Source organism: Azohydromonas lata (genome assembly GCF_034427735.1).
Taxonomy (GTDB): domain Bacteria; phylum Pseudomonadota; class Gammaproteobacteria; order Burkholderiales; family Burkholderiaceae_C; genus Azohydromonas; species Azohydromonas lata.
In genome coordinates this window covers 1-19,030 of the sequence record NZ_JAXOJX010000040.1, presented here as the reverse complement: position 1 = coordinate 19,030, position 19,030 = coordinate 1, and the positions used below count along the sequence as shown (strand labels likewise).

Annotated in this window: 17 protein-coding genes and 1 tRNA gene; 1 reads left to right on the top strand and 17 read right to left on the bottom strand. The window is 69.5% G+C overall.

Annotation, left to right across the window (positions count from 1 at the left end):
* The first annotated feature begins 76 nt into the window (after positions 1–76).
* Positions 77–161 (top strand) — tRNA-Leu (locus SM757_RS21665).
* 205 nt (positions 162–366) lie between these two features.
* Here the strand turns inward: SM757_RS21665 and SM757_RS21660 are convergent.
* The 17 genes from SM757_RS21660 to SM757_RS21580 form a co-directional block, all read right to left on the bottom strand.
* Entirely contained in the window at positions 367–888 is a 522-nt protein-coding gene (locus SM757_RS21660) for a phosphoribosyltransferase (protein WP_028999182.1), read from the bottom strand.
* Between the two features lie 19 nt (positions 889–907).
* Complete coding sequence (locus SM757_RS21655) at positions 908–2,242, bottom strand: adenylosuccinate synthase (protein ID WP_238455745.1); 1,335 nt, start codon at positions 2,240–2,242, stop codon at positions 908–910.
* Positions 2,243–2,285: 43 nt separating this feature from the next.
* A complete protein-coding gene (locus SM757_RS21650) occupies positions 2,286–3,443 on the bottom strand; it encodes an ATP phosphoribosyltransferase regulatory subunit (protein WP_322466997.1) in 1,158 nt (385 codons plus the stop codon).
* 128 nt (positions 3,444–3,571) lie between these two features.
* Positions 3,572–4,483, bottom strand: a complete 912-nt coding sequence (gene hflC, locus SM757_RS21645; protein WP_066335235.1) for a protease modulator HflC — start codon at positions 4,481–4,483, stop codon at positions 3,572–3,574.
* A gap of 27 nt (positions 4,484–4,510) precedes the next feature.
* Positions 4,511–5,713, bottom strand: coding sequence for an FtsH protease activity modulator HflK (hflK, locus tag SM757_RS21640; RefSeq protein ID WP_322467024.1), 1,203 nt, complete (start codon positions 5,711–5,713; stop codon positions 4,511–4,513).
* Positions 5,714–5,808: 95 nt separating this feature from the next.
* The gene (gene hflX, locus SM757_RS21635; RefSeq protein WP_084267385.1) at positions 5,809–7,074 is read right to left on the bottom strand and encodes a GTPase HflX; all 1,266 of its coding nucleotides are present in this window, start codon (positions 7,072–7,074) and stop codon (positions 5,809–5,811) included.
* 55 nt (positions 7,075–7,129) lie between these two features.
* The gene (hfq, locus tag SM757_RS21630) at positions 7,130–7,372 is read right to left on the bottom strand and encodes an RNA chaperone Hfq (protein ID WP_028999187.1); all 243 of its coding nucleotides are present in this window, start codon (positions 7,370–7,372) and stop codon (positions 7,130–7,132) included.
* A gap of 91 nt (positions 7,373–7,463) precedes the next feature.
* Entirely contained in the window at positions 7,464–8,807 is a 1,344-nt protein-coding gene (gene der / locus SM757_RS21625; protein ID WP_322466996.1) for a ribosome biogenesis GTPase Der, read from the bottom strand.
* 10 nt (positions 8,808–8,817) lie between these two features.
* On the bottom strand, positions 8,818–9,936 hold the full coding sequence (gene bamB, locus SM757_RS21620; RefSeq protein WP_322466995.1) for an outer membrane protein assembly factor BamB: 1,119 nt from the start codon (positions 9,934–9,936) through the stop codon (positions 8,818–8,820).
* Positions 9,933–10,616: a YfgM family protein gene (locus SM757_RS21615; RefSeq protein ID WP_066335247.1), complete on the bottom strand. Its 684-nt coding sequence runs from the start codon at positions 10,614–10,616 to the stop codon at positions 9,933–9,935. The genes bamB and SM757_RS21615 overlap by 4 nt, the downstream gene beginning before the upstream one ends.
* Positions 10,617–10,630: 14 nt before the next feature.
* Positions 10,631–11,959 carry a histidine--tRNA ligase gene (gene hisS, locus SM757_RS21610; RefSeq protein WP_322466994.1) on the bottom strand — a complete coding sequence of 443 codons (1,329 nt, stop codon included), beginning with the start codon at positions 11,957–11,959 and terminating at the stop codon, positions 10,631–10,633.
* Positions 11,960–12,040: 81 nt separating this feature from the next.
* Complete coding sequence (ispG, locus tag SM757_RS21605) at positions 12,041–13,318, bottom strand: flavodoxin-dependent (E)-4-hydroxy-3-methylbut-2-enyl-diphosphate synthase (RefSeq protein ID WP_322466993.1); 1,278 nt, start codon at positions 13,316–13,318, stop codon at positions 12,041–12,043.
* An 11-nt stretch (positions 13,319–13,329) separates the two neighbouring features.
* A complete protein-coding gene (locus tag SM757_RS21600; RefSeq protein ID WP_322466992.1) occupies positions 13,330–14,175 on the bottom strand; it encodes a helix-turn-helix domain-containing protein in 846 nt (281 codons plus the stop codon).
* Positions 14,168–14,947, bottom strand: coding sequence for a type IV pilus biogenesis/stability protein PilW (gene pilW, locus SM757_RS21595; protein ID WP_322466991.1), 780 nt, complete (start codon positions 14,945–14,947; stop codon positions 14,168–14,170). The genes SM757_RS21600 and pilW overlap by 8 nt, the downstream gene beginning before the upstream one ends.
* Positions 14,948–14,987: 40 nt before the next feature.
* A complete protein-coding gene (gene rlmN, locus SM757_RS21590; protein WP_322466990.1) occupies positions 14,988–16,142 on the bottom strand; it encodes a 23S rRNA (adenine(2503)-C(2))-methyltransferase RlmN in 1,155 nt (384 codons plus the stop codon).
* A gap of 47 nt (positions 16,143–16,189) precedes the next feature.
* Positions 16,190–16,615: a nucleoside-diphosphate kinase gene (gene ndk, locus SM757_RS21585; protein ID WP_066335263.1), complete on the bottom strand. Its 426-nt coding sequence runs from the start codon at positions 16,613–16,615 to the stop codon at positions 16,190–16,192.
* 170 nt (positions 16,616–16,785) lie between these two features.
* Positions 16,786–19,030 (bottom strand): pseudouridine synthase (locus SM757_RS21580; protein ID WP_322466989.1); only part of this gene is annotated, 2,245 nt, incomplete at its 5' end.

Genomic DNA, 19,030 nt, shown 5'->3' with positions numbered 1-19,030 from the left:
GCGCCGAGGCCCGGATTTGCGTTCTGTTTTGTTTTGATGATAGAATCTCTGCTGTTTTCGAAACGACGGAAACAAAGCCCAGGTGGCGGAATTGGTAGACGCACTAGTTTCAGGTACTAGCGGGTAACTCCGTGGAGGTTCGAGTCCTCTCCTGGGCACCAAATCATCATAAAGGCCGGCGCAATGCGCCGGCCTTTTTTGTTGGACTTTTCGTTGCCGGCACTTGTGTTTTCTGCAGTTGCCAGCGCAACCAGGGCAATTGGCGTGCCTCACCGGCAACCAACACAGTCATTGCTTCTTGCCACCCAACATGAAAAAACGGCCTGCAATTGCAGGCCGTTTTACCAATGAGCGTTGCCGTAGGCGTCAAACCGCGAACTTGCGGGCCAGGCCGTCGGGGCGCAGGTTGTCGTATTCCTCGAAGGGCTGGTGGATCCACGGGCTCGTGGGCAGCAGCTCGACGTAGTAGTCCGGCGTGTAGCAGGACACGCCCTTGGTCCAGATCACAGCCGAGCGCAGTTCCTTGATGGCCGGGATGCCGCGCAGCCGCTCCACCACCGCCTGCAGCGTGACGCCGGAGTCCGCCAGATCGTCCACAAGCAGTACGCGGCCGGCGAGCTCACCCTTGGGCATGGTGATGTACTTGGCCATGTCCAGGCGGCCCTGCAGCGTGCCGCCTTCGTCACGGTAGGAACTCGTGGACATGATGGCCAGGGGCTTGTCGAACACGCGCGAGAGCACGTCGCCCGGGCGCAGGCCACCGCGGGCCAGGCACAGAATCTGGTCGAATTCCCAACCGGAAGCCGCCACCTTCAGCGCCAGGCGCTCGGTGAGCAGGTGGTATTCGTCCCAGGAAACGTAGAGATGCTTGCCGTCGTCAGTGAGCATGGTGGTCCTTGCTGGCTGTTCAGCGCTGGTAGGGGTGGCGCAGCACGATGGTGTGCTCACGGTCCGGGCCGGTGGAGACCATGTCGATGGGCGCGCCGATGAGCGCTTGCACGCGCTGCAGATAAGCGCGGGCGTTCTCGGGCAGCTTGTCCCATTCGGTCACGCCGAAGGTGGATTCGGTCCAGCCGGGGAAGCTGTCGTACACGGGCACGCAGTCGGCGATGTCGTCGGCATCCAGAGGCAGGATGTCCACACGCTGGCCGTGCAGCTCGTAGCCCGTGCACACCTTGATCTCTTCGAGGCCGTCGAGCACGTCGAGCTTGGTGATGCAAAGGCCGGAGATGCCGTTGATGATGACCGAGCGCTTGAGCGCTGCCGCATCCAGCCAGCCGCAGCGACGGGCGCGGCCGGTAACGGTACCGCGCTCCTGGCCCACGGTGGAGAGGTGGTGGCCCACACTGCCCTCGTCGTCGATGGACAGCTCCGTCGGGAACGGACCCGAGCCCACGCGCGTGGTGTAGGCCTTGGTGATGCCCAGGATGTAGTGCAGTTGGTCCGGACCCACGCCGGCACCCGCAGCGGCATTGCCGGCCACGCAGTTGCTGGAGGTCACGAAGGGATAGGTGCCGTGATCGATGTCCAGCAGCGTGCCCTGCGCGCCCTCGAACAGAATGTTGGCGCCCGCGCCGTTGGCGGCATGCACGCGGTAGCCCACGTCGGCCATCATGGGCTTGAGCACCTCGGCCAGCTTCATGGCTTGGTCGAAAATGGGCTGGAACTCCAGCGGCTGGCCCTTGAGGTGACCCGCCAGCGCCTCGTTGTGCAGCGTCAACAGATCGCGCAGCTTTTTCTCGAAGCGCTGCGGATGCTTCAGGTCCTGCACGCGCAGCGCGCGGCGGGCCACCTTGTCTTCATAGGCCGGGCCGATGCCCTTGCCGGTGGTGCCGATCTTGCCGCTGCCGCTGCTTTCGCGCAGCGCCTCGCGGGCGCGGTCCACTTCCACATGGAAAGGCAGGATCAGCGGGCAGGACTCGCTGATGAACAGGCGTGAGCGCACGTCCAGCCCCGCCTTTTCCAGCCGCTCGATTTCCGACAGCAGGTGCGCCGGATCGACCACCACGCCATTGCCGATGTAGCAGGCCACGCCGTCGCGCATGATGCCCGACGGGATGAGCTGCAGCGCCGTCTTGACGCCCTTGATCACCAGCGTGTGGCCGGCGTTGTGGCCGCCCTGGAAGCGCACCACGCCCTGGGCGTGATCGGTGAGCCAGTCCACGACCTTGCCCTTGCCTTCGTCGCCCCACTGGGTGCCGACCACGACCACGTTGCGCCCGCGCACGGCGGAAGGATTCACTTGTGCCATCTTGACTTGCGTTGAACGGTGAGCACGCTGACCCTTAGAGGGCGCGCAACACCCATTGACCATTGACCTCGACCAGCTCGCGGTCGCAGTCGAACTCCTGCCCTTCGTGCTCGTGCCCCGGCAGCACGCACAGCACGGTTTCACCCTGGCGGCGCAGGCCGCGCACGGCCTCGCGCAACGCCTGCGCCTCGCCCCAGGGCGCACGCACGGCTGAGCGTGCGGGTGCCGGCGCGGTGCGTTCAGCCAGGGCCTTGAGGTCCAGGCTGAAACCCACGGCGGGACGGTTGCGGCCGAACACCGCGCCCACCTCGTCGTAGCGGCCGCCACGCGCAAGCGCGTCACTGGCGCCGTTGCCATAGATGGCAAAGCGCGAACCGCTGTAGTAGGCATGCGCGCCGGTATCGCCCAAATCAAAACCCAGGCGCACCTGTTCATGCGTGCGCTGCACGTGCGTGGACAACCAGGCGAGGTCGTCCAGCGCGGCGCGTATGGCGGGCACGTCAGGCAGCAGCGTGCGCGCCGTTTCAAGCACTTCGGCACCGCCGTAGAGCTGGGCCAGCGCGCGCAACGCGCGTGCGGTAGCGGCGGGCAGGCCGTCAGTGAGCGCATGCAGCGCGGCGGCGTCCTTGCGGGCCAGCGCGGCGGCGAGCTCATCCTGGTGCGAACGCTCCACGTCCTGCAGCAGGGCGCGCACGATGCGTGCGTCGCCCAAGTCCAGCACGGGTGCCTCGACGCCGGCGGCACGCAGGCCGTCCAGCGCCAGCTCCACGATCTCCAGATCGGCTTCCAGGCCGGCGTGGCCATAGATCTCGGCACCGAACTGCAGCGGCTCGCGCGTGGCGCGCGGACTCGCGGGACGCGTGTGCAGCACCGGACCACAGTAGCAAAGGCGGGTCACGCCAGCGCGATTGAGCAGGTGCGCATCGATGCGCGCCACCTGCGGCGTGGTGTCGGCGCGCACGCCCAGCGTGCGACCGCTGAGCTGATCGATGAGCTTGAAGGTCTGCAGGTCCAGCGCATGGCCGGTGCCCGAGAGCAGCGACTCCAGGTGCTCCAGCAGCGGTGGCATCACCAGCTCGAAGCCGTAGCTGCGCGCCATGTCCAGCAGACCCCGACGCAGCTCCTCGATACGCCGCGCCTCGGAAGGCAGCACATCGGCGATGTGCTCAGGCAGCAGCCAGGCAGAGGACATGGAAAAACAGGCGGGGATTAAAAACGGGATTGTACTCAGCCCCGCAACCGCGGCCGGGTATGCCCCGGTTCCAGCGCAAAAACGCAACCGCCGGCGCGAAGGCCGGCGGCGAAGTCATGGAGGCGTCTTCAACGGCGCGAAGGCGCTGCCGCGGGCGCCGCGGCGCCACCGCCTCCACCGGAACCTCGCAAGGCCCGGAAGAAGTCGCTGGAGGGATCCAGCACCATCACGTCGCTTTTCTGACGGAAGCTGGCGCGGTAGGCCTCCAGGCTCCGATAGAACTGGGCGAACTGCGGGTCGCGGCCAAAGGCGTCGGCGTACAGCGCCGACGCCTGGCCATCGCCTTCGCCCTTGATCTTCTGGGCATCACGGTAGGCCTCGGCCACGATCACCTCGCGCTGGCGGTCGGCATCGGCGCGGATGCGCTCGGCCTCGGCCGCGCCCGTGGAACGCAACTCGTTGGCCACCTGCTTGCGCTCGGATTCCATGCGGCGATAGACCGCATCCGTGATGTCGGCCACGAAATCCACGCGCTTGACGCGCACGTCCACGATCTCGATGCCGAAGGCCTTGGCGTCGTCCGTCAGCCGCGAGCGCACGTCCTGCATCACGCGCTCGCGCTCGGTGGCCAGCACGCCGCTGACGCTGCGCTTGGTCACTTCCTCGTTGAAGGCCGCCTGCACCACGGGCGCGAGCCGGTTCTCCAGGTTGCGGATGTCGGTGCCGTTGTTGCGGATGAACTGGCGCGGCTCGGCGATGCGCCACTTCACCAGCCAATCGATCACCAGGCTTTTCTTCTCGGCGGTGAAGATGGGGCGGCTTTCCGGGCTGTCCAGCGTCTGGATGCGCCGGTCGAGGAACACCACGTTCTGGAACGGCGGCGGCAGCTTGACCTTGAGCCCCGGCGTGGTGATGACTTCCTTGATTTCACCCAGCGCGTACACCACCGCCAACTGGCGTTGATCGACGATGAACAGGGTCGAGGCTGCCAGCATCAGCGCGATAAGCGCGCTGGCCACGATGAGTCCGATGCGGTTCATTGTGTTGTTGTCTCATTCCTGCCGCGATCAGCGGCTTTCACGCTCGCGGCCGCGGGCGTTGTCGCGAGAGCGCACGTCGGCCACGTTGCCGGCTGCCGTGCTGGCGCTGCTGGCATCGGGTGAAGGCACATTGGAGCCGGGCGGCGGCGTCACGGCCGTTGGAGCGCTGGCCTGCTGCATCAGCTTGTCCAGCGGCAGGTACAGCAGGTTGGAGCCGCTGCGGCTGTCCACCAGCACCTTGCTGACGTTGTTGAGCACCTGCTGCATGGTGTCGATGTAGAGGCGGTCACGCGTCACGCCCGGCGCCTTCTGGTACTCGGTGAGCACCGAGCGGAAGCGCTGCGCATCGCCCTCAGCCTGTGCCACCACGCGGGAACGATAACCCTCTGCTTCCTGGCGCAGCCGCGCGGCCGTGCCCTGGGCCTTGGGAATGACGTCGCTGGCGTAGGCCTGGCCTTCGTTCTTGAAGCGGTCGCGGTCGGCGCCGGCCTTGACGGCGTCGTTGAACGCGGCCTGCACCTGCTCAGGCACCTGGACGCTGCCCATGTTGACGTTGGCCACCACGATGCCGGCGTTGAGCCGGTCGAGCTGGCTCTGGATGGACTTCACCAGATCCTGCGCCACCGCGTCGCGCTGCTCGTACAGCACGGAGTCCACCTTGCTGCGGCCCACGATCTCGCGCACCGCCGACTCCGCGGCCTGCACCACGGCCTCGTCGGCGTTGCGGTTCTCGAACAGGTAGGCGCGCGCATCCTTGAGCCGGTACTGCACGGTAAAGCGGATATCGACGATGTTCTCGTCCTGCGTGAGCATGGATGAGTCACGCAGCCCCGTGGCCTGCACCACGGTGTTGCGGCCTACTTCCACCGAGCGCAGCTGCGTCACGGGCACCGTCTCGTGCGCCTGGAAGGGATACGGAAAGCGCCATTGAATACCGGCGTCGGAGGTGTAGGCGTAGCGGCCGAAGGAGGTCACCACGGCCTGGTGGCCTTCCTGGACGATGAAAACGCCGCTGCCCAGCCAGATCAGTAGCACCACGCCGGCAATCAGGCCGGCACCGATGCCCGCGCTCTTCATGTCGGGCTGGAACGACGGCCCGCCGTCGTTGCCACCGCCGTTGCCCGGGCCTGGCCTTCCCGATTTGCCGCCGAACAGGTTGGAGAGCTTGCGGTTGAAGTCGCGCCAGAGCTCGTCGAGGTCAGGCGGTCCGTCATTGCGGCCGTTGCTCATCAAAAGAGGCCGCGCCAGGCGTCGCAGCAAGACCTGTGCGGCACCGGCCACGGCTCGCAGCGGCGACGACGGCAAGGAAGTGTCAGGGTGGATGCTCATGCTTGCATCGATCGAGGAGGGTGATCGTCGTCGCGGGCCTGGGGCTCGGACGGCGAAAGCAGGTCGGCCGCGGCATCGGGGTCACCGCCGTCGTCCTGCATCGTCTGGTCGGCCGCTGCATCGGCGCCGGTGGCCGCCTGCGCGATCAGGTCACGCAGGGCATCCAGTCCCTGCCCCTGCAACGCGCTGACGAATACACGCGGCGTGCGCACGCCGGGCGTGCGCTCCAATGCGTCAACGACCTGACGCGGCTGCTGCGAGGGCGGCAGCGCATCGACCTTGTTGTAGACCAACACCTGAGGAATGTCCGAAGCGCCGATTTCGGCCAGCACGCGGTCCACTTCTTCCATCTGCTCCTGCAGCACGGGGCTGGAGGCATCGACGACATGCAGCAGCAAGTCGGCGTCGGCGGCCTCCTGCAGCGTGGCTTCGAAAGCCTCGACCAGCTTGTGCGGCAGGTCGCGGATGAAGCCCACGGTGTCGGAGAGCGACACCGCACGCCCGGCCTGCTCCAGGAACAGCGAGCGCGTGGTGGTGTCCAGCGTCGCGAAGAGCTGGTTGGCCGCGTAAGCCCGCGCCTTGACCAGCGCGTTGAACAGCGTGGATTTGCCCGCGTTGGTGTAGCCCACCAGCGACACGCGGAAGGTGCCGCTGCGTGCCCGCGCGCGGCGCTGCGTGCCGCGCTGGCGCTTGACCTTGTCCAGCCGAACCTTGAGCGCCTTGATGCGCTCGCCGATCATGCGGCGGTCCAGCTCGATCTGGGCTTCACCCGGGCCGCCGCGGGTGCCAATGCCGCCGCGCTGGCGCTCCAGGTGGCTCCAGCGCCTCACCAGCCGCGTGGAGAGGTACTGCAGCCGGGCAAGCTCCACCTGCAGCTTGCCCTCGTGGCTTTGTGCGCGCTGGCCAAAGATTTCCAGGATCAGCGCCGTGCGGTCGGCCACCGGCACGCCGATGTGGCGTTCCAGGTTGCGTTGCTGTGCGGGGCTGAGCGCCTGGTCGAAGATCACGCCCTGGGCTTGGTGCATGTCCACCAGCAGCTTGATCTCGTCGGCCTTGCCCGAGCCTACAAAAAGTGCGGCGTCGGGAGCCTTGCGGCGGGCAATCACGCGCGCAACGACCTCGTCACCGGCCGATTCGGCCAGCAGGGCAAGTTCGTCGAGCGTGGGATCGAATGAGGAGGCGGGGCCGAGATCGACCCCGACCAGAACCGCCCGCGCCGGCTGCAAGGCAGCTTGCGCGGCGGCGGTGTTGTCGGAACTCAAGGTGTTAGTAATGGTGAACGCAGCTTTGAAGGGCCGCCGTCGGGATGACGACGGGTCAGGAAGCTTCGTTCTGTTCCTGGGCGTGGAAGTTCACTGCACGCCCTGGCACGACGGTAGAAATCGCGTGCTTGTAGACCATCTGCGTCACGGTGTTACGCAGCAGGACCACATATTGGTCGAAGGACTCGATGTGGCCCTGCAGCTTGATGCCGTTGACGAGGTAGATCGACACCGGCACGTGCTCTTTACGCAGCAGGTTCAGGAACGGGTCTTGTAGGAGTTGCCCTTTGTTGCTCACGTGTTCTCCGTGATGAAAGTCCAGAAAGTTTGCACGTTAACACAGGGGAGCGTGGCCCTGCCCGGCACGGTTGATGCAGAGAAGCGCCTGCTCACTCCTTGTCGACAAACGGGTTGTGCGAAGACTTCATCTCCACGCGCAGCGGCGTGCCCACCAGCTTGAAATGCTCGCGTATGCGGCCTTCCAGATAGCGCTTGTAGCTGTCGGTGACGTGCTCCAGCGAGTTGCCGTGCACCACCACCACCGGCGGATTCATGCCGCCCTGGTGCGCGTAACGCAGCTTGGGCCGGAAGTGCCCGGCGCGCTTGGGCGCCTGGTGCTCGACCGCTTCGAGCAGCAGCCGCGTGAGCACGGGCGTGGGCATCTTGCGCGTGGCCGAGGCATGGGCATCGGCAATGGCCTTCCACAGCGGGCCCAGGCCCTGCCGCTTGAGCGCGGAGATGTGCAGGATGGGCGCGAACTTCAGGAAGGCCAGCCGCTGCGAGATGGAGCGCTCCACCATCTCGCGCTGGTAGGCGTCCACGGCGTCCCACTTGTTGATGGCGATAACCACCGCGCGGCCGGAGTCCAGCACGTAGCCGGCGATGTGCGCGTCCTGCTCGCTCACGCCCTGCATGGCGTCCACCAGCAGCAACACCACGTTGGCGTCGGCAATGGCCTGCAGCGTCTTGACGACCGAGAACTTCTCTATCGCCTCGAACACCTTGCCCTTGCGGCGCAAGCCAGCCGTATCGATCAGCTCGAACTTCTGGCCCAGGCGCTCGAAGGGCACGCTGATGGCGTCGCGCGTCGTGCCCGGCATGTCGAAGGCGACCAGCCGCTCCTCGCCCAGCCAGGTGTTGATCAGCGTGCTCTTGCCCACGTTGGGCCGCCCGGCCACGGCCAGGCGGATGGGCCGGTTGGCCACGTCCTCCTCGCTGAGCTCTTCGTCCTCGTCGCCGAAGTCGAAGCTCTCCAGCACCGCGTCCAGCAGGCTGCGGATGCCCTGCCCGTGCGCCGACGAAATGGGATGCGGCTCGCCCATGCCCAGTTCGTGGAATTCGGCCAGCAGCGGCGACTCCGACATGCCCTCGGCCTTGTTCACCGCCAGGAACACGCGCTTGTTGCACTGGCGCAGGTAGCGGGCGATGTCGTGGTCCTGCCCGGACACGCCGTTGCGCAGGTCCACCACGAAGACCACGGCGTCGGCCTCGGCCACCGCCTGCTTGGTTTGCTTGGCCATCTCGGCCACCACGCCGGAGGGCTTCTCCGGCTCGAAGCCGCCGGTGTCGATGACGATGAACTCGCGCGAACCCAGCCGCGCGTCGCCATAGTGGCGGTCGCGCGTGAGCCCGGCGAAGTCCGCCACGATCGCGTCGCGGCTCTTGGTAATGCGATTGAACAGCGTCGACTTGCCGACGTTGGGTCGGCCCACCAGGGCCACCACGGGTTTCATCAACGTTTCCTCATTCAGGTCGGAAGGCGTAGACGCCTCCCTTACGCGTAAGCACAACCACTGCGTCGCCGACGCGAAGCGGCGATCCCACCACAGCCGAACTATCGGTGGACAGGCGCTGCAGCGTCTGCCCCGAGTCGCGCGACAGGAAGTGCACGTAGCCCTGCGCGTCGCCGAACACGACGGCCCGCTCCAGCACCAGCGCGCCACTCAGGTCGCGGTTCAACAACTTGTCGCTGGTCCAGGCCAGCTCGCCGCTCTTGGCGTTCCAGGCGCTGATGCGGTCGCTGGCGTCAGCGCCAAACACCTGCCGCGCGTCGCCGCCCACGGCCGAGACGCCGCCGACGCTCTTGGCCCACAGCAGCGCGGCGCGCTGCGCGTCCACGCAACCCACGGCCGACTGGAAGGCGCGCGCACACACCACGTCGCCCGCGCGCTGCACGGGCCCAACCAGGTCCGCCAGGCGCTCGACCTCGTTGGTGCCGCGCGGCACGGCAATGGCCACTTCCCAGCGCAGCGTACCCTTGAGCGGATCCACGCCCGCCAGGCGCGGGCCCTGGCCCACGAGCAGCGTGTCCTTGAAGGGCGACAGCACGCCGGGCTGCAGCAGCGTCAGCGGCTCGCCGGGGCGCTGCAGCTTCCACAACTGCTGCCCGTCGATGGCGTCAAAGGCCTGCACGCCGCGGTCAACGCCCAAAACGAACACCCGCTCGCCCGCCACCAGCGGCGCCGTGACGACGCGCGTGTTCAGGCGCTGGCGCCACAGCAGCTTGCCGCTTTCGAAGGTCAGCAGCTCGTTGTCGCGGGTCACGACGCTGGCGAAGCGCCCGTCGCTGCCCACGCCGGCCGACAGCGGCGTGCCGGCATTCAGGCGCCAGAGCTCGCGCCCGTTGTCGGCCTGCAGCGCCAGCACCTGGCCTGCGCTGCCCGCCAGCACCAGCGTGTTGCCGCGCACGGCCGGCGTGAGCGCGAAGTCGAGCGAGCCGACGCTGGTGTTCCACAGCGGCTTGGCCGCCAGTTGCGCGTTGAAGCTTTCCAGCGGCGCGGGCTTGGGCCGGCTGCTCGACGCGCAGCCCGCGGCCAGCACCGCCGCGGCCAGCGCGGCGCCCATCAGCAGGCGGCGGCTCATTGCGCCACCCCGCTGGCGGCGGAAGCCGAGGCGGCCGGCGCGGGCGCGGCGCCCAGCGCCGTGAGCTTGGCGTCCACCACCTGGCGGTACTCCACCGCGGCGTCCAGCCCGGCCCAAGCCGTCTGGTAGGCCGCCTTGGCCTCGGCCGGCTTGCCCTGCAGTTGCAGCACGTCGCCGCGGCGGTCGGCCGCCAGCGGCTTGAACTCGTCGCCCTTGACGCCGTCCAGCGCCTTGATCGCCTCGTCGTACTGCTTCTGGTCCATCAGCACCGCCGCCAGGCGCAGCCGGGCGATGTCGCGGTAGGCGTCGCCGTCGGCCTTGTCCGCGGCCCAGGTGAGCGTGGCGCGGGCCGCGTCGGCCTGGCCCTTCTCGGCCTGCACCTTGGCTGCCAGCAGCGCGCCCTGGGCGGCGTAGGTCGTGCCGCCGTGACGCTCGCGCAGGTCATTGAAAGCCTGCGCGACCTTGTCGGCCTCGCCGGCCTGCGCCGCGCGCTCGACCTCGCCGTACAGCGCGCCGGCCTTGAAGCCCTGCTCGCGCTGCCACCAGTTCCAGCCGTTCCAGGCCGCATATGCGCCCAGCACCGCAATCAGGATCCAGGTGATGAGGTTGCCGTACTGCTTCCAGAACGCCTTGAGCTGGTCGATCTGTTCCTGTTCCTGCAGGTCGAGTGAGGTGGCCATGAAGCTTGGGGCTGTCAAAACGCGGGATTATCGTGCAGCAGGTGCGGCCCCCAGGCCGCCACGTCCGCCAGCGCCAGGCTGCGCTGGGGCAGCTGCGAGCCGTCAGGCAGCGCGCGCAGCGCCTTGAGCGCCACCTCGCCGCGGGAGACTTCCTCGTCGCCGAAGATCAGCGCCCACTGCGCGCCGGACGCATCCGCGCGCTTGAACTGCGACTTCATGCTGCCCTGCCCCGGGTGCATCAGGGCCGCCACACCGGCGGCGCGCAGCGCCTCCAGCGCCACGAAAGCTTTGGGCAGCACCGCGGCCGACGGAATGACCGCATACACGCGCGGCGGCGGCGGCGGCGGCAGCACGCCCACCTCTTCCAGCAGCAGCAGCAGCCGCTCCATGCCCAGCGCCCAACCCACGGCCGGTGCCGGCTTGCCGCCGAGTTGCGCGATCAGCGGGTCGTAGCGCCCGCCGCCGCACACCGTGCCCTGCGAGCCCAGCCGCGTGGTCACCCACTCGAAGACGGTCAGGTTGTAGTAGTCCATGCCGCGCACCAGGCGCGGGTTGACGCGGTAGGCCAGGCCCGCGGCGTCCAGGATGGCGCACACCCCGTCGAAGTGCGCGCGCGACTCGGCACCCAGGTAGTCGATGAGCTTGGGAGCCGCCTCCACCACCGGCTGCATCGCCGGGTTCTTGGTGTCGAGAATGCGCAGCGGGTTGCTGTGCAGGCGGCGCTTGGCATCTTCATCCAGCAGCTCGGCATGGGCCTCGAAGTGCGCGATCAGCGCCGCGCGGTGCGCGTTGCGCTCCTCCGGCTGGCCCAGGCTGTTGAGCTCCAGCGTGACGTCGCGCCCTTCCTCCAGGCCCAGCTCGCGCCACAGCGCGCGGCACATGAGGATGAGCTCCGCGTCCACGTCCGGCCCGGCGTAGCCCAGCGCCTCGGCGCCGGCCTGGTGGAACTGGCGGTAGCGCCCCTTTTGCGGCCGCTCGTGGCGGAACATGGGGCCGATGTAGAAGAGGCGCTTGCCGCCGTCGTGCAGCAGCGCGTGCTCATTGACGGCGCGCACCATGCCGGCGGTGTTCTCCGGGCGCAGCGTCAGCCGGTCGCCGTTCATGGAGTCCTCGAAGGAGTACATCTCCTTCTCCACGATGTCGGTGACCTCGCCCAACCCGCGCACGAACAGCGCCGTGGGCTCGACGATGGGCGTGCGCGCGTTGAGGTAGCCGTAGCGGCGCATGAGCGAACGCAGCTTGTCCTCCAACCACTCCCAGTGCGCGGAAGTGGGCGGCAGGATGTCGTTCATGCCCTTGACCGCGCGCAGCGGCTCGACTTTGTTCTTCGGTTGTTCAGCCATGTCGGATCGTGCCGCTGCGTTGACAGCGGCTGAGGTGGCGCCGCGGCCCACACGGGCTGCGGCGCAGGAGTTCAAGCAGCCTCAGGCAGCGGCGGTCGCGGCCACCGCGCCGAAGCGCTTCTCGATGTAGTCCTGGACGATTTTCTGGAAGTCCGCGGCGATGCCCTCGCCGCGCAGCGTCAGCGCCTTCTCGCCGTCGATGAACACCGGCGCCGCCGGCGCCTCGCCCGTGCCGGGCAGGCTGATGCCGATGTCGGCGTGCTTGCTCTCGCCGGGGCCGTTGACGATGCATCCCATCACCGCCACCTTGAGGTTTTCCACGCCGGGGTACTGGGCCTTCCACACGGGCATCTGCGCGCGCAGGAAGTCGTCGATCTGCTTGGCCAGCTCCTGGAACGTGGTGCTGGTGGTGCGTCCGCAACCCGGGCAGGCCGTGACGCTGGGGTTGAAGGCGCGCAGGCCCAGTGCCTGCAGGATCTCCAGCGCCACCACCACTTCCTGCGTGCGCGGCTCGCCGGGCTGCGGCGTGAGGCTCACGCGTATGGTGTCGCCAATGCCTTCCTGCAGCAGCAGCGACAGCGCCGCGGCCGAGGCCACCGTGCCCTTGGTGCCCATGCCGGCCTCGGTCAGGCCCAGGTGCAGCGGGTGGCTGCAGCGGGCGGCCAGGGCCCGATACACGCTCACCAGGTCCTGAACGCCGGAGACCTTGCAGCTCAGGATGACCTGCGCCGGGTCCATGCCCATCTCCACGGCAAAGGCCGCCGAGGACAGCGCCGACTGCACCAGCGCCTGGTACATCACCTGCTTGCCATCCCACGGTTTGCTGCGCTGCGCGTTCTCGTCCATGAGCGCGGCCAGCAGCTCCTGGTCCAGGCTGCCCCAGTTGACGCCGATGCGCACCGGGCGGTCGTGCCTGAGGGCCGCTTCGATCATTTGGGCGAACTGGCGGTCGCGCTTGTCGCCCTTGCCCACGTTGCCCGGGTTGATGCGGTACTTGGACAGGGCCGCGGCCATGTCCGGGAACTCGCTCAGGAGGCGGTGGCCGTTGTAGTGGAAGTCGCCCACCAGCGGCACGCTGATGCCCATGCGGTCCAACTGCTCGCGGATGTGCGGCACGGCCTGCGCCGCTTCCGGCGTGTTCACCGTGATGCGCACCAGCTCCGAGCCGGCCAAGGCCAGCTCCTTGACCTGTATGGCCGTGCCGATCACGTCCACCGTGTCGGTGTTGGTCATGGACTGCACGCGCACCGGCGCGTCGCTGCCCAGCGTCAGCACCTGGCCGCCCCACGCCACGCGCGCCTGCAGCGAGCGGCGGGCGGCGGGTTGGGCCACGTTGATGGGTTCAAAAGGCGTTTGCATGGCTGGGAGGCTCACTTGAGTTCGAGACGCGCCACGTTGTCACGCGTCTGTGACCGCGTATCCAGCACCTGCCCGCGGAAGCTCACCGAGGTGGCCGAGGCATTGCCAATGGTGGCGCGCAGCGGCAGCGTGCCGTCGAGGTTGACCGTCTCGCCCGCGTGCAGCGCGCGCGACAGCAGCAGTTGATTGGTGCCGTCGCGCACCTCCACCCAGCTTTCGCCCGTGGCGCGCAGCACCAGCAAACCGGCCGACTCGGTGGCCGCCGCCGGTGCGGCGCCTGACGCCGCAGCATCAACCGCGGCCGGCGCCGTGGGCGAGGCGAACACCGTTTCCACCACGGCCGAGGCCGTCCCCGACGCGGCCGGCGCCGCCGCCGAAGTCGCCACCTCGGCGCTGCCGCCACTGCCGGAGTCGAAACTGCCCAACTTGAGCCAGCTCGCCGGCAGCAGGACGATGGCCGCCGCTCCCACCAGCAGCAGCGCCACGACCCACAGCACCGGCCGCTTGAGCGGCCCCAGGTCGCGCGCCTCGCGGCGGCCCGGCCGGTCGCGGAAAGGCGTGTTCAGGCCCGTGGCCACCTGCTCCAGCCGCGAGCCGTCCAGGCTGGCGGGCAGGCCGGCGAGCACCGGCGCGGCGTCGATCTTGAGCGTGCGGCACAGCGTCTTGGCCAGCGCGCGCGTGAACGCCATATCGGGCAACTGCTCGTAGTGGTCGGCTTCCAGCGCGGCGAGCTTGTCGGCCCGCACCTTGATCGCGGCGGCCAGGGCATCCAGCTCCAGCCCTTGCTGCTGGCGCGCGTTGCGCAGCATGGTTCCGGGGGAGTCACCGCGCGGGGTCGTTGCGCTCGGCTCAGTCATCAAAACGTCCTTGGTCCAGGGCAAGCGTCTGCGGCGCTTGCGGAAAGCGTTGGCGCAACTCGCGCCCAAGGGCCTCCACGGCAGCGTGGCGGCCCAGCCGGTGTTCTATGCGCGTGGCCAGCCACAGCGTGGCGGCATCGGCTTGCGCGCTGGTGATGCTCACGCGTTGCAACTGCACCCGCGCCCGCTCGGCCTGGCCCTGGCGCAGCAGCACCTCGGCCAGGTTCAGCGCCGCGACGGCCTGCGCCGGATCGCGCTCCAGGGCCAGCGTCAGGCTGCGCTCGGCCGCCTCCCAGCGCTGCGCGCGCGCCTGGCACACGCCCAAGGCCAGCAGGCTGCGCGCGCCGCCCTCGTAGCCGGGCTGCGCCAGGGCGCGCTCCAGCCAGGCTTGGGCCTCGTCCCAGCGCTGCTGCTGGCAGAGGAACCAGCCGAAGTTGTGCATGGCGCCGGCGTCGCGCGCGTCCAGCTGCAGCGCGCGCTCGAAGCTGGCCTGCGCCTCGCCCGCGCGCCCCAGGCTGGCCAGCGCCAGACCGCGCAGGTCGTGGGCCGGGGCGGATTGGGCGTCAGCCGCCAGCGCCTTGTCCACCTCTTCCAGCGCCGTGCGCGCCTGGCCGTTTTCCAGGTAGGCCGAGGCCAGCTCCAGGCGAGCCTGCGCGCGGCGCTGTGCCGCTTCCGTCTGCTGCCCCTGCGGCGCTGTCGTGGCGCAGCCGGCCAGCAGCACGGCGCCGGCCAGCAGGCCGGTGAGCAGCAGGCGCGGAAAGGCGGCGGACATGGCGGCGGGCACTGCGTCGTCGAAAGGCGACCGCGCGGCCTCAGGAGCGCGCGGTCGGGGCGGCGGCGTGGATGCGGATGGGCGCGCGCGTCATGCGCTCGGCCGCGCGCGTGCGGTCCTGCACCTCGCCGGCGAGCTGGCCGCAGGCGGCGTCGATGTCGTCACCGCGCGTCTTGCGCACCGTGGTGACGATGCCGGCATCGGCCAGCACGCGCGCAAACGCCATCACCCGCTCGCGCGGCGAGCGCTTGAGCCCCGAAGCCGGGAAGGGGTTGAAGGGAATGAGGTTGAACTTGCAGCTGATGCCGCGCGAGCCGTCGCTGCGCGGGCTGCGGCGCGCCAGCTCTATGAGCTGGCGGGCGTGCTCGTCGGTGTCGTTGACGCCGTCGAGCATGCAGTATTCGAAGGTGACGAAGTCCCGCGGCGCGGCGCTGAGGTACTGGTGGCAGGCGTCCAGCAGCTCGGCGATCGGGTACTTGCGGTTGAGCGGCACCAGCTCGTCGCGCAACGGGTCGTTGGGCGCGTGCAGCGACACGGCCAGCGCCACCGGACAATCCTCGCGCAGCCGCTCGATCATGGGCACGACGCCGGAGGTGCTCACCGTCACGCGGCGGCGCGACAGGCCGTAGCCGTGGTCGTCGAGCATGGTGCGCAGCGCGGGCACCAGCGCCGCGTAGTTCTGCAGCGGCTCGCCCATGCCCATCATCACGACGTTGTCGATGGCGCGCTCCGTGGGCGCCAGCTTCAGGCGTTCGCGCAGATGGTGCTCGGCATACCAGAGCTGGGCCAGGATCTCGCCCGTGCTCAGGTTGCGGCTGAAGCCTTGATGGCCGGTGGAGCAGAAGCGGCAGCCCACGGCGCAGCCGGCCTGGGAAGAGACGCACAGCGTGCCGCGGTCCTCCTCGGGGATGAACACGGTTTCCACCGCGTTGCCGCCGCCCACGTCGAACAGCCACTTCACCGTGCCGTCGCTGGAGGCCTGCTCGCTGATGACGGCCAGCGGCCGGACTTCGGCGCGGGTGGCGAGCTTGGCGCGCAGCGACTTGGCGAGGTCGCTCATCTGCTCAAAGTCGGCAGCTCCCTTCTGGTGAATCCAGCGAAAGAGCTGCACGGCCCTGAAACGCTTTTCGCCCAGGCCCTCGCAGAAGGCGGTGAGGCCTTCGAGGTCGAAATCCAGCAGGTTGACGAGGCTCATGGCTGCGGGGCCTGTAGAGGCGTTAAGCGCGGGGTATCCAGCCTGGATCAGCGGCCGAAGACCTGCATGCCGGGGAAGAAGAAGGCCACTTCCACGGCAGCGGTTTCGGGAGCGTCGGAGCCGTGCACGGCGTTGGCGTCGATGCTGTCGGCGAAGTCGGCGCGGATGGTGCCCTTCTCGGCCTTCTTGGGGTCGGTGGCGCCCATGAGCTCACGGTTCTTGGCGATGGCGCCTTCGCCTTCGAGCACCTGGATCATCACGGGGCCGGAGACCATGAAGTCCACCAGGTCCTTGAAGAACGGGCGCGCGGCGTGCACGGCGTAGAACTGCTCGGCCTCGCGGCGCGACAGGTGAGCCATCTTGGAGGCGACGATCTTCAGGCCGGCGCCTTCGAAGCGGGCGTAGATCTGGCCGATCACGTTCTTCGCCACGGCGTCGGGCTTGATGATGGACAGGGTGCGTTCGATGGCCATTTGAATTTCTCCTTGAAGTGAAGCGGGCAAAGCCCGTAATTGTACCGGCGCGCCCTTGGGCGCCCGTGACACAGGGATGTCGGCGCCGGCACACGCCAGGCCGGTGCCAAAGGCACCGGGCCGGCGCGCTGGGCAGCCGGGCCGATGGAAGTCAGGGACGGCGGACGGGCTCAGCGCCCGCCACGGCCGCCGCGGCCGCCACCGCCACGGCCCTTGCCGCGCAGGAAGGCATCGGCGCCGATGTAGCCCACCGAGGTCTGCATCGGGTCGGGCTGGCGCTCGCCGCCGCCGCCGCCACCGCCCTTGCCGCCCCGGTTGCCGCCCTTGCCGCCGCCGCGCGGGCCGTTGCCCGGGCCGCCGCCAAAGCCGCCACCACCGCCGGGACCGCGGTTGCGGCCGAAGCCGCCACCACCGCCACCACCGCCCGGGCCCTTCTGGACGAAGCGCTTGTCGTAGGTCTGTTGCAGCGGGTTGGGAATCGGACCGTCCTCGCTGCGCTCGCGGCGCTGGCGCTCGGCCTGCAGCGCGCGCTTGTCGTAGGTCTGCTGCAGCGGGTTGGGGATGGGACGGTTGTCGTCGTCTTCCCAGTCCGCGCTGCGGCTGCGGGCGCGCTCGCTCTGGATGGCGCGCTTGTCGTAGGTCTGCTGCAGCGGGTTGGGAATGGCGCCGCCCTCGCGTGCGCCACCTTCGCGCGGCCCGCCCTCGCGCGGGCCGCCCTCGCCGCCGCGCCCGCGCTTGCCGCGGCGGTTGCGGTCATTGCGCTCACCGCCCCGCTCGCCACCACGGTCGGCGCGCTGCTGCTCGCCCTCGCGGCGCGGACCACGCCCTTCCTGCGGCTGCTGCGGCTGGTCGCCCTCGCGGCGCGGCGCGCGGCCCTCCTGCGGCAGCGGCGCGCCATCGCGCTTGTCGCCACGGCGCTTGCCGCGGCGGTTGCGGTCGTTGTTGCGGTCGTTGTTGCGGTCCCCGCCACGCTCGCCGCCCTCGGCGCGGCGCTGCTCGCTGCCGGGGCCCTGGGCCAGGCGGCGGATGATGCGCACGTCGTCCTCGGACAGGTCCACCCAGGTGCCACGCTTCAAGCCGCGCGGCAGCACCACGGTGCCGTAGCGGATGCGGATGAGCCGGCTCACGGCCAGGCCCACGGTGTCGAAGAGCTTGCGCACCTCGCGGTTGCGGCCCTCGGTGATGACGACGCGGTACCAGTGGTTCACGCCCTCGCCGCCGCCGTCCTCGATGGACTTGAAGCAGGCCGGCTGGCCCTCGATCTCCACGCCGTCGAGCAGCTTGGCGCGCGCTTCCGGCTCCAGCGTGCCCAGCACGCGCACGGCGTACTCGCGCTCCACGCCAAAGCGGGGGTGCATGAGCTGGTTGGCCAGCTCGCCGGAGTTGGTGAACAGCAGCAGGCCTTCGGTGTTGATGTCCAGCCGGCCCACCGACTGCCACTTGCCCTGCTGCAGCCTGGGCAGGCGGCGGAACACGGTGGGGCGCTGCTGCGGGTCGTCGTGCGTGACCACTTCGCCCACGGGCTTGTGGTAGGCGATCACGCGTGCCGGCGGCGGCGCGATGCGCACGCGGATGGGTTTGCCGTTCACCTGGATGCGGTCACCCCAGGAGATGCGCTGCCCGGTGTGCGCTGGCTCGCCGTTGACGGTGATGCGGCCCTCGACGATGAGCTGCTCCATGTCGCGGCGCGAGCCCACACCGGCCTGCGCCAGCACCTTGTGCAGCTTGGGCGCATCCGGCTCGGCGGCCAGCACGCGCTTTTGCGGGCCGGCGTCGGCCTCTTCCTCCTCGGCGGGCTCCACGTCGAAGGCGCCGGAGAGCACCTGCGCGAACAGCTCCTGCGTGTCCGGCACGGGCAGGGCCACGGGTGCGGCCTCGGCGGCCGGCGCCTGGGGCGCGGCGCCTTCGGCGTCGCCACCCTCGGCCGGCGCAGCGGCGGCAGCCTGCTCGGCATTGCGGCGCTCGTTGCGCTTGCGGCGGTTGCGGCCCTCGCGGCGCGGCTCTTTCACCTGTTCGTCCGGCTCAGCCGCCACGGCGCCCTCGTCGGCCACAGCCACGGCAGGCTCGGCTGCAGCGGCTTCAGCCGCCTGCGGCGCCACGTCGGCAGCGGCACTCTCCTGCACAACCTCGGCAGACGCTTCGGCAGCAGCCTCCGCAGCCGGCTTGTCGCGGCGCGTGCGGCGGCGGCGCGGACGTGCAGCCGCCTCGCTTTCGCCCTCGCCTTCGGCAGCGGCCGGCGCGGTGGCCTCGCCACCTTCGGCCGGCGCAGCTTCGGCGGGCGCGGCAGCCGCCACCGCCGGAGCCACCACCTCCAGCGTGGCCGCCGACACCTCGGCCGCCACCACGGGCAGCTCCGCCACCGCAGCCACGGGTTGGGCAACGTCTGCCGCCGGCTCGGCGGCCTTCTTGCGGGGC